The organism is Ruegeria sp. AP11, from assembly GCF_056535865.1.
This window is the reverse complement of sequence record NZ_JBQFJB010000002.1, coordinates 478,125-492,449: the sequence shown is the minus strand read 5'-3', so window position 1 is coordinate 492,449 and position 14,325 is coordinate 478,125. Positions and strand designations below refer to the sequence as shown.

Sequence of the window (14,325 nt, the reverse complement as noted above, 5' to 3'; positions counted from 1 at the left end):
CAGTCAAATGACAACGCATCATAATAAATACAGGGGGTTAGGCTCCGGCCTGATCCTTCGGGAGGCAGGGGTCGTGAGTTCGAATCTCGCCACTCCGACCAATAAAACAAGGCGCCTGAGGGCGCCTTTGTTGTTTTTAAGACAGTGATCCGAGGTTCGTTGAACCTGAGCGTTAGTCGAACTCCAACGCACTGGCAGCCTTTCGTAGATGCTCCGGGCTGTAGCGCGCGTAGACGGACGCGGTGATCCGGGAGTCTGAATGGCCTAGAAACTGCGCAATCTCCTCCATCGAGATACTTGCTTCAGCCATATGAACAGCTGCGGTGTGCCGCAAGACGTGCGGTGACACGTCAGGCAGGCCCGCCGCGACTGCGGCCGCCTTGAAGCCTTTCTTGATCGACTTTACCGATCCGCCGGCCCACTCCACTACATAGTCAGATAATGCGGCCTTTCGGGCGTTCAAAAGCGCAGCATACAGGCTCTCGGTCATGGGGACGATGGCCCTGCCCTTCCTCTGCCCGTCGCCAGTGCGGAGATTGATTTGGCGGCGTTCGAAGTCGACCCGATCCCATGTGAGTTCTAACACAGCCGTTACCCTGGCCGCCGTCGACAGCATCAGCCATATAGCCAGCTTGATGTGCGGTGCGCAGTCGACCGCCAGGAGCTGTGAAATCTCCTGGCGCGTCAGATACCTCTCCTTGGGAGCCGGTTTGCTGGGGCGCTCGATGTAGGGTGCCCTATCAATCAGCCCGGTCTTCTCAGCCCAATTCAAACATGTCCTTAGCTTGCCAAGCTGTGTCCAGATTGTGCCGTCCTGAATACCAGCCTGCCGCCGATCGGCTATGTAGGCTTTACAGTCCCGCACGCTTATCTGTTCCGGACGAAATGCTCCAAACCAAGGCAGCACAGAACGGCCAGTGTATTGCATGCTTTCATGCACCGGCCGGCCCTCGACTGTCACACTATAAGCATTCCAAATCGCTGCAACGGTCAGTTCATCCTTTCCGGCTGTCTGGGCGAGGAGGACGTCACGGGCTTCGGCCTCCGCACTTTCGAGGGTGTCCGCGTCAAGACGATACCTGCGTCTGCGTCCATCTTCCTCATACCAGACAACGACGAAGCGGTTGTTGAGTCGACCGATGCTGTATTCCTGCACTGCTCATACTCCTCTACTTTGTGTGCCGGGATTCGAAACTGGCGTTGAACTCTGAAATATCCGAGCTGGCCGGATTTGCAGAGCTGACGCACAGTCTCAGAACTGCAGCTCCAACGCTCTGCGAGAGTTTTGGGGGTATACGGCGGGGACAAATTGCGCTCCTTCTCTTTGGCAAAATCATTTAGCTTATAGCGATCGCGACGAGGGATGCGCCTAAGATTTCAATAAAGTTCATAACTTATTGAAATGAAATGAAAGAATTTCCAATCGAGATAGTAAATACTTCAAGATTTACACCTTGGAGCAGACTTCGGCGGAAGCTGTCGGGTATACATTCGTTCTTCTTAGTTTGTTAATAAACGTGCCGTTTGCGAGTAAAGACAAGCTTCACGCAAAAGTAGAGAAGAGTGTTTTGAAATCGTTCATTAGAACTGATTGTTGCCCCTCTAACCTCGCCTCCTAAGCCACCGAAAGCGTCCATTCTGAAGACATGGCATGAGTTCACTCCTCCAAAAGATCGACCAAGAACTCGGACACCGGCTCAACACCTGACATCCAAAGGTGATCCCGAGCCCGTGTTGCCGCTACATAAAGTAGGTGCCGTTCAGTGTTCATAACTTCGTCTAGTTGTGCCTCGTCTTTTGCAGCTAGCAATCGTCTATCGTCCGGGAGTATTCCGTCGTTTAGCGCGCCGATCGCTACAGCACGATACTCAGCACCTTTTGCATCATGCATCAGCATGATTTGCACATTCTCTTCCGACAAGGCTGCGGCGTAACGTTCCGCATCAATTTCGTTTCTCAGCAATACTGCAAATTCGGAAGGCGGCACGTCGTCGTCTGACAGCCGACCACGCACCCATTGGACAAGCGCTTCAAGTTCAGCATCGGAATTGGCGAAAGAACGGAACGTTGGCACGGGACCATCGAATACCGAAGTGACACCGGTCCTGGACTCTTCATTGCCGTCTGCCTCGACCAATGTTTCGGGAAGCAGCCTGTCGCTTTGGCACCTTATCTGATGTGACGTTCGGTAATTCACCTTCAGACTGCGAGATCGTCCTCTTAATTCAATACCAGCCGCCGTCCAGGGGAATGGTGCACGGAATATGCGCTGACTTAGCACGAGAGTTTTGCGTTTGGCACAAGGGGCCAGTAGATATGTATAGAACACGCGCGCAATGCCGCAGTCTCCTATGCGCATCAACAGGCCGGCTGGGACGCTCACTGGCAGCGTCCAACGCAGTTTTCGACGCAAGACAGCACTGATGTTATAAAGCACGCCCTGAGCGCCCTCAGCACTTAGCGAGTTCGGCCACAATGTGGCCATTGCTACAGGAGGTTTGGACCGTCCGGATACTGCGGACCCAGAACCCATCCCCTTAATCATCCGTGGGGAAACCTAGGACTTCGATATTCTAGGGATCTGGCGAACGGGCATGAGCGAGGCGCTGAGCCATTCCTCGCCCGCTTGCGTGATTGGGCCTATTGTTTGCGACTCAGCACCCATTAGACAGATCCAGCTGTTGCTGATCTCCATTTTTTCAAACCCAAATAGTCCCTTCGGCTCACGCTCTGGCCAACCACAACAGAACCAATAACTATGGCTGCTCCTATAGACTGAGTGATGCTAAGCGTTTGTCCTAGGTATACCCAGCCGAGCGCGACGGCAGTCAAAGGACTCATCATGCCAAGCATCGAAACTGCACTAGGTTCAAGGCGCGCTATCCCACGAAACCAAAGAGCATAGGTTGCTGCAGCACCAATCAACCCAAGCCAAATCAGGCCGGCGACATTTGTCGCGCTGAGCGCAGGTAGAGGCGGCTCAAGAAACAGAGCGACTGGCAGCAGTATCAAACCACCGGCTGTTAATTGCCACGCAGTGAAACTAAGCGCCGAGACCGGAGGTTGCCATTTCCGACTGAGAACAGTGCCAGCAGCCATTGACGCGGCTCCTCCCAAACCCGCTGCTATACCGATCCAATCAAGTTGTGCTTCTGGTCCGATCAGCAGCAGAGACACACCCATTACGCCAGTCGCGGCGGCGGCGAGAGCACCAAGTCGGATTGGGGTTCCCAGCCATCCCCACGCCATCAAAATCACGATCATCGCTTGCAACGATCCTAGGGTGGCGGCCACACCACCGGGCAACCTATACGCAGCAACGAAGAGGAGCACCCAGAACAGAGCGAAATTGAGGCTGCCTAAGATGAAAGTTCGACCGAGCCATTCGCGTGGTGGAACGCAGCGCGTCACTGCGAGCAACAACAAGCCAGCAGGCAGAGCTCGTAACGCAGCCAGGGTAATCGGATAGCCAGCCGGGAGCGCTTCGGTAGTTACCAGATAAGTGCTTCCCCATACCGCTGGGGCGAGTGAGGTGAGAAGAATATCGGTTGAGCGTGACATAGTATGTCTCCCGGCTAAGGCGTTTGAGAATTTGAGTGAGACGTCAGAGGCGCGCGGGTTACGCGGCTTCCGCTTGGAGGTTTGATCCAACGAGGCACGCTGCAATCCTTGCAACATGAGCGCCCTGGAACCGCGCTCCGGCAAGGTCAGTTTCGGTAGGCGTGCGGGAACCATCAGCACCGGCGATCGTTCCGGCACCATATGGTGCGCCGCCAATGATATCTTCTGATGTAGTCTGGCCAGCAAATGTGTAGGGCATTCCGGCAATCAGCATCCCAAAGTGTTGAAGAGGGACTTGCGTTGTCAGAAGGGTGGCCTCGTGCCCGCCATGTTGCGAACCTGTTGATGCAAAGACCGCCCCGACCTTACCAACCAGTGCATTCCTGGCCCAAAGCCCTCCCGCCTGGTCAAGGAAGGACTTCATTTGGCCAGCCATCATGCCAAATCGGGTCGGTGTTCCAATGATGATTGCATCATAGTTTTCCAGATCGGTCGGCAAGGCGGCAGGTGTATCATCTACGACATAGCCAGCCTGCTGACGGACCTCTTCAGGGACGGTTTCGGGCACACGCCGAACGTCAACTTCAGTGCCGGGAACACTTCTGGCGCCTTTAGCTTCGGCATCGGCCAATGTGCGGACGTGGCCATAGCTTGAATAGTAGAGAACGAGAATACGTGACATAGGATACCTCTCAGGGCTGTGACTTGTTCCCTGAGAGAATGGATTTTGTTGCGCCGCCAATTAAGGCACGCTCTTTGACATCACTCTTTACCTGTATTGAATAATGTCAGGACCTGAGAGCCAGGCGCAGATGATCAAGAAAGGCTGTAACCTTGGCGTCCATTCCCAAGCGAGATGCTGTAACGGCGAATACTTCTGGCGCGGGCAATTCGTGGTCAGGAAGAACTCTCACCAAAGCCCCGCTAGCTTCAGGAGCATCAGAAACGAACTTAGGCAGGGTTCCAATACCTTGCCCCGCTATCAGCAGATCGCGCAAAACGAGGCTATTGCCAACCCGCACGCGCGGATCAAGCTCTAATGCTGTGACACCGTTGGCGGCCGAGAGCTTCCAGCTCGTCAAATGATCAGCAAGCAAAAAGCCGATGATCGCGTGGTTTTTCAGATCCGCCGGCTGGGTCGGCGTCCCACATCGCTCCAAATAGTCAGGAGACGCAAAAATCCGCTGTCGCATCACGCCGATCCGTCGCGCAACAAGGGCCGAATCCGGCATCGCGGCTCGAATTCGTATCGACAGATCGAACCCGCCCTCGACCATATCGATCACCTTGTCGTCCATCGAAAGAGTAAATCGCAGATCTGGATAGGTTTTCAAAAACTCTGGAAGCATCGGTGCGATAACGGTTTGGCCGAAGGAACTTGACGCATTCACCCGAAGGTGCCCACGCACCGCTTTTGAACCTTCCCTGATGGTCTGTTCCGTTTTTTCAACCGCGTCGAGAATTCCAATTGCATCTTGGTAATAGAGACTGCCGGTGTCAGTCAGTGACATGGATCGGGTCGTTCTGGTGAGCAGGACGGTTCCCAGACTTTCTTCCAGAAGCTTGATTTCTCTGCTGAGAAGCGCGGGAGAAACACCAAGGTCTTCCGCCGCACGGGCAAAACTACCGCGTTCAACGATACGGCGAAAAGCTTGCATCACTGACAGTTTGTCCAAGTTATCACCCTTCGAAAAAGCTGCTTTTGATGTGTTACGCGATAGATCGAGTCTACGACATGCCCAAACTCACATTCTTTCAGGTCGAGCTGATCCAGTTCAATTCTGTTTGCGGAGCATCCACCACACCTGTGAACTTGAGCTCGGGAACAGTTTTCGGTTCTGAGAGCTCCTCCCTACAATCTCCCGTCACCAGCCTCCCTATTAAATTACCAGCTTTTAGGACGGACCTAGCACTACTTTGCATATCTAGGCACAGTCAGCCTCTATACGGTGCAGCTCACTTTTCACGACTAATCCCCACTATTAGCAATCGTCGGTTTCTACTCTCCGGAGTAGCTCAATACACTGCCTGGCATAGAGGTGTGCTTTCGCTCTCAATGTGGTTCTCTCTCAGGAGCGTTGTGAGCAGGCCTGAGTTACGTCCGTTCTCTTATGTGTGTCTGGGTCGTCTGGCCTGTGTTTCGTCGCTGTGCGCGCTTTTCTGGCCTGTCTTCGGATATGTGTTTTCCGAGAACCGTTGTTTTTATGGGTTTGTCTGATTCAAAGGTTTACATTTCTCCGGAAAAATCCCGATTTCGGTCCGGATCTGTCAACTTAATGTAAACTTAGTGTAAACCTTTGGCCTGATTTTGGGGTGTTTTTGAGGTCGAAAGGTTTACATCCGTCGGTCCCGCGAGGGGCTGATGTAAACCTTTGTCAACCTTATGAAACCATTGAGGAGTGCGGGGAATCCACATTGCGAAGAGCAATTTGAAACGCACCTTCTCTTTTGTCTATAATCCGGTAGCTATCAAGGAGACACTAAAAGAGAAAATTTGGCGAGCAATGATAACGAACGGTCAGGTGGACATTTCGCGCTTTCTTGAGCGCTGTGTATCGATTGACCTGGAAGTGGATCCTAAATCCGCTCGGATATTCGCATTCGCTGCCACAACGAACGATGACTCCCGACCGGCTCTAGTTGAAAAAAGCAGCTCCGCCTCAGCACTGACGCAACTCGACACATATTGTAAAGGTTTCGACAGTGTCATCGGCCACAACATCTTGCACCACGACCTGCCCCACCTAGCCGCTGCTGCGCCCCGCTTTGCCGCCTTGGCAGAGGCACCAATCGACACACTCTGGCTCAATCCTTTGGCCTTCCCGCGCAACCCCTATCACCATTTAGTCAAACACTATCACGACGGACGGTTGCAATCGGGTCATGTCAACGATCCCGAAAAGGATGTACGTCTGGTCTTCGAGGTTCTGCAAAACCAGATCGAGGCGTTCGCCAAGCTAAACACAACGACCCCGGATGCGCTGACAGCCTATCATTTCCTTGCCACACGCCCCCCACGCAGCGGAGGGTTTGACGCACTTTTTACTGCTTTGCGTTGCACTAGCAGACCCAATAAACAAGAAGCCTTTGACGCCGTTCGCCGCCTTTTGGCTGGACAAGTCTGCTTGCATCGGCTCGAACAGACTCTTAGCCGGATGGAAAACCCGAACCTTGCCTGGCCTTTGGCCTATGCCTTGTCGTGGATTTCTGTTGCTGGCGGCGACAGCGTCATGCCTCCCTGGGTTCGCATGCAATTCCGCGAAGCTTCTCTGATTGTGCGTCACTTGCGAGAAGCTGCTTGTAATGAGGACTCTTGCCAATGGTGTGTCGAACACAACGATCCTAAAAGGGCGCTGGATCGCTGGTTCGGCTTTCCGTCCTTCAGACCCGAACCCGTGGACGAATTTGGTCAACCCTTGCAGGAACGCATTGTGGCTGAAGCGATGGCAGGCAAAAGCGTTCTGGGCATCCTTCCGACCGGAACTGGCAAGTCAGTCTGCTATCAGATTCCAGCCCTTTCACGGTTCGACAAGACCGGTGCGCTAACCGTCGTTATCTCACCGCTAGTCGCACTCATGGCAGATCAGGTGCAGGGCCTGGCGAGAGCCGGGATATCCTCCGCCGTCACGATCAACGGCCTTCTGTCGCTGCCTGAACGTCACGACGCTCTGGACAAAGTGCGCATGGGTGATGCTGCGATCTTGATGATTTCACCCGAACAGCTTCGCAACAAGTCAGTTCGCAGCGCTCTGACACAACGCGAAATTGGCCTTTGGGTGCTAGACGAAGCACATTGCATCTCAAAATGGGGCCATGATTTTAGGCCCGATTACCGCTACGTCAGCCGCTTCATCAAAGAAAACTCCGGCGATGCCCCCGCTCCGATACTTTGCCTTACCGCCACTGCCAAACCCGAGGTAGTGCGCGATATAAGAGAGCATTTCAAAACACGACTGGATCAGGATCTGATCCTGCTGGACGGTGGTGCGTCGCGCACGAACCTTTCTTTTTCGGTGCGTGAAACCCAGCGCGCGACGAAACTCGCAGATATTCTGAACGCGATCGAGCAGGGCTTGCCCGCCTCTGGCGTCTCCGGAGCCGTTGTCTATTGCGGGACCCGAGGTGCGACAGAACGCGTGGCCGAATTCCTGAAACAACAGGGTGTCAGCGCCGAACGTTTTCACGCTGGCCTACCTCCCGAAGAAAAGCATGAGATCCAAGAACAATTCCGGACCGGCGAATTGCGCGTGATTGCTGCGACCAACGCCTTTGGCATGGGCATCGACAAACCTGACATCCGCCTAGTAGTCCACGGCGACGTGCCAGGCTCGTTGGAGAACTACTTACAAGAGGCAGGACGCGCGGGACGCGACCGCGACCCCGCTAGCTGCGTGTTATTGTTCAACATAGAGGATGTTGAACGCCAATTCAGCCTTTCGGCCCGCTCCCGCCTTGCGCGGCATGAAATAGGTGCCATCCTTAAAGCGCTACGTCGCTTGGATATGCGCACTCGAGACGAAGGTAAGATCGTCGCCACTCCGGGCGAGATTGTGCGAGAAGAAAAGGACTTTGAATTTCTGCGCGATAACAACACTGAAGACACGCGCGTAAAAACAGCTATTGCTTGGCTCGAGGAGGCGAGCCTGTTGCGGCGTGAAGAAAACAGCGTGCAAGTCTTCCCCGCCTCCTTACTCGTGCGCGATGTGAATACCGCAGCCGCGTTGTTGGAAAAGGCAGATATCTCGGGCACTCGGCGCAAACAACTGCTGGCAATAGTGCGCCATATCGTAAACACACCAGTGGGAGAAGGTGTTTCCACCGACGAATTAGCAGGAACTAGCGGACTCTCCTCCGCTGAGTTGCGCAAAGCGCTGACCGATCTGGAGGCGATTGGAATTGCCAGCGACGACACCAATATAACCATTTTTGTGCACTATGGGGTGACCGACGCATCGCAAGCCCGCCTGGATCGGGCCGCACGACTAGAAGAAGACCTAATCGCCGTGATGCGCGAAATGGCCCCAGATGCCGATCAGGCTGAACCGATTCCGCTCAACCTCTCCATTGCCTGTCAGGAATTGCGAAAACGCGGCCATGGCGAGGTGCGTCCGGATCTGGTGGAGACCCTGCTGCGCGGTATGGCACAGGATGGACGTGATACGGAGGGAGGGCGTGGCAACCTTTCTCTGCGTAAATCAGTGCACGGTAGCATCCTTGTGCGACTTCAACAGTCTTGGCGCTTTGTCGCTCAAACCGCAGAATTGCGCCATCAGGGTGCACAACGCCTTCTGGCGCATCTTCTGACCCTGGTGCCGAAAAGCACGCACGGCAAGGACATTCAGGTCGAGACCACTCTGGGAGCGATGCTGTCCACGATTACCGGCGACACGCTTTTGCGCACCAGCATCAAAGACCCAAACCGCTTAATGGACCGAGCACTTTTGTGGATGCATGAACAGCAGGTGGTTACGCTGGGACGCGGACTGTCCATCTTTCGCCCTGCCATGACGGTGCATCTTGGCTCCAAAGGCGGTGGTTTCACCGTCCAGCATTTCGCACCACTCGAGGAACACTATGACGAACAGACCATCCAAACCCATGTGATGGCAGCCTACGCGGAAAAAGGACTGGAAAACATTGAGACAGCGCAGCGCTTGTCCGACGACTATTTCGTGCTGGAGCAAGACGCCTTCATGCGCCGATGGATGCCGGGGCGCGGGACCGAATTCCGGCGTCAGGCCACTGGTGCCACCTATAAGGCAATTGTCGACAACCTGGGCAATCCGGTGCAGCAAAAAATTGTGCGTGACAACCGGGAACAAACCAACGTCCTTGTGCTGGCAGGACCAGGCTCGGGGAAAACACGAGTCCTGGTTCATCGCGTCGCTTATCTGCTGCGCATCAAACGCGAGGATCCCCGCGGTATCCTCGTGCTGGCCTACAACCGTCACGCAGCCGCTGAAATACGTGAACGCCTACGCCGGTTAGTTGGAGATGACTCAACCTTAGTAACCGTCTCAACGGTGCATTCACTGGCTATGCGCCTGATCGGAGCTAGTTTCGCGGGCATTCAAACAGCTGACATCCCCGATTTCAAAGGTCTATTGCAAAAGGCCGCAGCACTGCTACAGGGTGACGGTCTAAGCAAGCAAGAGGCCGAGGCGCTGCGTGAAACACTGATACAGGGGTATCGCTGGATTTTAGTGGATGAATATCAGGATATCGGTCCAGATGAATACGCGCTGATCGCTGCTGTGGCAGGGAGAACTTTGGATGATCCCGATCTGCGACTCAGTCTCTTTGCCGTGGGTGATGACGACCAGAATATTTATGCTTTCTCTGGTGCATCGATCCGCTACATCCGCCAGTTTGAACAGGACTACGCCGCAAAACCGGTTTTCTTAACCGAGAACTACCGCTCTACCCGTCATATCGTCGCCACCGCCAACGCCGTGATCGCAGGTGCCGCCGCGCGCATGAAACTTGGCCATGATATTACCGTAGATCAGGCCCGGACGAAGGCTGACGCTGGTGGATCTCTGGCCAGATTGGATCCAGTAGCTCAGGGCCGTGTGCAGATCCTTGAGTGCCCCGCCGGTAATGAAGAGCAGGCTATGGCCGCACTAGACGAGTTGATCCGCCTCTCTCGTCTCGACCCCGATTGGACATGGTCACGCGCCGCGATTATCTCGCGCGATTGGCGAAAGCTGATACCGGTGCGCGATTTTGCCGAAAACCTCGGGATACCGGTTGAAATGGCTAACGAAAACATGCCTAGCCTATGGCGGATGCGCGAGATGCAGACGTTTGTCAAAGCCCTACGCGAGACACCCTCAGAGCTTTACTCGATCAATCAGTTGACCGAAGTGCTGAACACACTTTCGCATTCGCGCTGGACCGATCGTATTGGTGAAGGACTGGGCCTACTGGCACGCGAGGTTGGATCGCGCAGCCTACCCGTCCCAGACATTGTCGAATGGTTCGCGGAATGGTCCCGTGATAGCTGGGATGAACAAAGAGGGTTAAAGCTGCTGACGGCCCACCGCGCAAAAGGCCTGGAATTTGACGATGTAGTTATACTCGATGGCGGGTGGGAGCGGCCCTCGCGATCCGAAGATCAGGACGCACCCCGTCGACTGTTCTATGTGGCTATGACACGTGCCCGCCGCAGCCTTGTAGTAATGAGCAACGACAACCATGAATACCTACCAACAGGAGCACCTTCAGTTCTCACCCGTAGCGTGACGCCTGACATGAACGCGTTGCCTGGTCCCCGTCGTTTTTTTCAGGCGGCTGAGGCGCGGGTGGTTGATCTTTCCTATGCTGGACGCCTGCATCCAGGCCACTCTTCTCTGAGTGCTGTTAATGCGGCACGCGTCGGCGATGCAGTGTTATTGGTAAAGGACGGCGACCGCTGGTTGCTACACAACGAAAAAGGGCAAGTGCTGAGCCGCATGTCCAAATCCTTCACACCCCCGCCAAATACCAGGTTTGATCGGGGTGAAGTCGCCGCTATCCTTACATGGCGAAAGGAAGACTCAGGTGAAGCCTTCCAGCACACTCTCCGCCGCGATACATGGGAGGTGGTTTTGCCGGAGCTCGTTTTCGTGTCCGTCAACTAGGACATCACCAACAGTTTTCATGCCTCCAGAGGGATCCAACGAAGCTCAGCACTTCAATCATTCCTCACCGCCGTTATGCTATGGATTTTCATCGAGCCGCCTGAGGCCCGCATAGACGCCGAAGTAACTGCACCCGGTGCAAAGTAATGCCGGGATCACTTTCATTGCTAACATCGCGCAGGAAGCGCAGCCAGGCGCGTTCGTTAGGGGTCAAATCGTCAGTCTTATCACACATGGTTTTTATCTCCCGAAGATCGCGTTGATCGCAGCCTGGGACCTGCTCGTCAGCCTTGGATCGGTATTGTTGGAAGCCTCACGGATCGCTTGCAGCCAGCCAACTTCATTTGCCGTGACGGGCTCCCCGAATACCTCCACGACTGCTTCAGCTGCCGTCCGACCAATTGCCTGCTCCAGAGCGAGCTGCATCACGAAAGCAGGGTCCGCCTCAAGCGCAACCGACAGCGCCGGGACGCGATCGAGCGCCACTTTGGAGCTACCCTGCTTGATCATCGTGATCATGTTCTGGTTCACATAGCCGGCCAGGGCGGCAATCTCAGCCTGGCTCTTGGTCGGTTTCAATTCGAGCACCCTGCGCTCGACGTATTTTGCCAACCTTGTTTTTTCGTGTGGTTTCTTGGTCATCGCTATCCTCTCAGAAGTGATGCAGCAAGCGCTGCATGTCTTTGATATAGCGACGGTGAGAATGGGAAATTGCGGAGGGAAAAAATGAATCAAATAAAATGTTTAGCCGATTGGCAACAACTCATTCTAACTGGGTCGATCTATCCGGGCGGAAAAATTGCGGTCTTTTTTACCGTTCCATAGTGTCTGACGTCAGCGCCAATGGGACAGTTTAGGTCGATTTGATAAGAGAGGGTTTCTGGCTCATCGTAACCGCCAAGGAGTGGAGATGAGAAAGAAACCCGGAACCAAGCAGAGCCACGGTGAGAAAGTTGTAAAAGACATCCGCCGCGCCACGCGTAAGCAATATTCAGCAGAAGAGAAGATCAGGATTGTGCTGGACGGCCTGAAGGGCGAAGACAGTATTTCAGAGCTGTGCCGTCGTGAGGGCATTGCACAGAGCCTCTACTACAGCTGGTCCAAGGAATTCCTGGAAGCCGGCAAAAAACGTCTGGCAGGCGACACGGCCCGAGCAGCGACATCGACCGAGGTCAAAGATCTGCGCCGCGAGGCGCGAGATCTGAAGGAAGTAGTTGCCGAACAGGCTCTTGAACTGCGGTTGCTCAAAAAAAGCATGATCGCGGATGGGGACGACGGCGAATGAGGTATCCTGCATCTGAAAAGCTGGAGATCATCCGCCTCGTCGAAGGTTCGCATCTCCCGACCAAGCGCACTTTGGAAAAGCTGGGCATCCCGAAGACCACCTTCTATCGCTGGTATGACCAGTATCTATCGGGTGGTTCTGAGGCGCTTGAGGATCGCAGTCCCAAGCCATCACGGGTCTGGAACCGTATTCCGCAGCTAATGCGTGAGAAGATCAAGGACCTGGCTCTGAAGGAAAGTGAGCTTTCTCCGCGTGAGTTGGCTGTTCGCTTCACTGACACGGAAAAGTATTTTGTGTCAGAGGCTTCTGTCTATCGCATCCTCAAGTCCTACGATCTCATCACCAGCCCGGCTTATGTGATTTTGTCCACTGCGGATGAGTTCAGGGACAAAACGACACGACCGAACCAGCTCTGGCAGACCGACTTTACCTATCTCAAGGTGATCGGCTGGGGCTGGTTCTATCTCAGTACGATTTTGGATGATTACAGCCGTTACATCATCGCTTGGAAGCTTTGTACGACGTGTCCGTCGTCAGATCAGCGCAGATGATCTCGCCGGTCCCAATACCCAAACTTGTCATTTGGACATTTCTTATCAAAGACTACGGCGTTAAGAGACCTTCGGCAAGCTACTAGTATTCTGCAGTCGAAGTCCAAATTTCGGTCATTCGCTGCACGCGCAAAGTCAGGAACTACACGCACTAACAGTCTGCGGGATTGATCAGTTGTTGCCAATAGATGCGGTGATGTCGTTCTCTATGCGAGAGAGTGCTAACTCCGCTCAGAAGAATTCACCGTGGAACGTTCTCGGGCGTAAGCACCTGAACGGTGGAGATTGGCACCTCTCCAAGATCGTTGCGGAACCGGTGGTAGGCTAGGAAGGCATCAAAGGCATGTCCGATATCCTGTCTCAGGTCGTGGTGCAGGACGAAGTCGACGCGTTCGTCCAAAATCAGCTCTCGATTCTCCCGATCAAGGTCGTGGGCCACGTAGACTTTCGGCCGAAGTCCATTGTCTTCCAAAGTGCGGAGGATTGATTGGTTGCCACCCCCCATTGAGTAGACCGCGCGTAGATTGTGCAAGCTGTCCAGAGCCGTCGTCAGGTGCTTTGTCGTTTCAAAGTCGACGCCGCTGCCGCCTTGGATCGCGACAATCTGCAGCTCTGGCCGCAGGCCCGCCAATGTTTCGGTGAAGGAGGCTTCGCGCTCTTCTTCCCCCAGAAAGCGTTCGTGACTGCGCGTGGCCAAAACCTGCCCCGCCTCGTTCCCAAGCACCTTCGAGATCAGGTAAGCGGCAGTGCGTCCGGCGCCTGCATTGTCCAATCCGACATAGGCATGCCGGTCGGTGCCGCCGATATCGGTGACGAGGGTGACCACAGGAATACCAGCCTCGGCAAGCATTTTGACGGCGTCTCTGATCTTGCTCGTGTCCCGGGCCTTGAGGCAGACACCATGGCTACCGCGTTTCATGATCCGCCTGAACGCCGCAACGACCTCATCTTCTTCCATAATGTCCTGCAACAGAAATCGCGGACGGCACACGGCGGTTCCAATCTGCGGAAGGATCGCCTCGGCTGCCGCCTTCACCTCGCGGCTGAAGCGAGTTGGTGCCTCGACCACAAAGTCGAAGAACAGACGCCGGCCACGGGCCGCAAGCTGGGTTTCCTGGACCATCAACTCTTCGACCGCAGCCGAAACGCGCAGCTTTGCCTGCGGGCTCACATGGGCCCGGCCATTGAGAACCCGGTCGACGGTGGCAGTGCCCAGACCAGCCTGCCGCGCGATCTCTTTGATGGGAAAGCGGTGTGTCATTTGATGTATTTTTGATTTGTTTCGGCATCCAAATCAATCCGCGAG

The 14,325-nt window shown here is 54.7% G+C and carries 8 protein-coding genes and 2 pseudogenes; 2 read left to right on the top strand and 8 right to left on the bottom strand.

Going from position 1 to position 14,325, the window contains the following annotated elements:
• Positions 1–172 precede the first annotated feature (172 nt).
• The 6 genes and pseudogenes from ACR3E4_RS20150 to ACR3E4_RS20125 all read right to left on the bottom strand — a co-directional run bounded on the left by ACR3E4_RS20150 (position 173) and on the right by ACR3E4_RS20125 (position 5,237).
• Complete coding sequence (locus tag ACR3E4_RS20150; RefSeq protein ID WP_480531060.1) at positions 173–1,156, bottom strand: tyrosine-type recombinase/integrase; 984 nt, start codon at positions 1,154–1,156, stop codon at positions 173–175.
• A gap of 17 nt (positions 1,157–1,173) precedes the next feature.
• Positions 1,174–1,308 (bottom strand): annotated as a pseudogene (locus tag ACR3E4_RS20145) (MerR family transcriptional regulator); the annotation flags it as partial.
• 349 nt (positions 1,309–1,657) lie between these two features.
• Positions 1,658–2,437, bottom strand: coding sequence for a 3'-5' exonuclease (locus ACR3E4_RS20140; protein WP_480531058.1), 780 nt, complete (start codon positions 2,435–2,437; stop codon positions 1,658–1,660).
• Positions 2,438–2,664: 227 nt separating this feature from the next.
• Positions 2,665–3,561 (bottom strand): EamA family transporter, encoded by an 897-nt coding sequence (locus tag ACR3E4_RS20135; RefSeq protein WP_480531056.1) that lies wholly within the window; start codon positions 3,559–3,561, stop codon positions 2,665–2,667.
• Between the two features lie 58 nt (positions 3,562–3,619).
• On the bottom strand, positions 3,620–4,243 hold the full coding sequence (wrbA, locus tag ACR3E4_RS20130) for an NAD(P)H:quinone oxidoreductase (RefSeq protein ID WP_170596512.1): 624 nt from the start codon (positions 4,241–4,243) through the stop codon (positions 3,620–3,622).
• 106 nt (positions 4,244–4,349) lie between these two features.
• Positions 4,350–5,237 (bottom strand): LysR family transcriptional regulator, encoded by an 888-nt coding sequence (locus ACR3E4_RS20125; RefSeq protein WP_480531054.1) that lies wholly within the window; start codon positions 5,235–5,237, stop codon positions 4,350–4,352.
• Positions 5,238–6,065: 828 nt separating this feature from the next.
• On the opposite strand from ACR3E4_RS20125, the gene ACR3E4_RS20120 reads away from it, so the two are divergent.
• The gene (locus tag ACR3E4_RS20120; protein WP_480531413.1) at positions 6,066–11,183 is read left to right on the top strand and encodes a RecQ family ATP-dependent DNA helicase; all 5,118 of its coding nucleotides are present in this window, start codon (positions 6,066–6,068) and stop codon (positions 11,181–11,183) included.
• Positions 11,184–11,423: 240 nt separating this feature from the next.
• Here the strand turns inward: ACR3E4_RS20120 and ACR3E4_RS20115 are convergent, their stop codons facing one another.
• The gene (locus ACR3E4_RS20115) at positions 11,424–11,825 is read right to left on the bottom strand and encodes an XRE family transcriptional regulator (RefSeq protein WP_480531052.1); all 402 of its coding nucleotides are present in this window, start codon (positions 11,823–11,825) and stop codon (positions 11,424–11,426) included.
• 268 nt (positions 11,826–12,093) lie between these two features.
• Here ACR3E4_RS20115 and ACR3E4_RS20110 point away from each other — a divergent pair.
• Positions 12,094–13,007 (top strand): annotated as a pseudogene (locus ACR3E4_RS20110) (transposase); the annotation flags it as partial.
• Positions 13,008–13,260: 253 nt separating this feature from the next.
• Here the strand turns inward: ACR3E4_RS20110 and ACR3E4_RS20105 are convergent.
• Entirely contained in the window at positions 13,261–14,280 is a 1,020-nt protein-coding gene (locus ACR3E4_RS20105) for a LacI family DNA-binding transcriptional regulator (RefSeq protein WP_480531050.1), read from the bottom strand.
• Between the last annotated feature and the right edge of the window lie 45 nt (positions 14,281–14,325).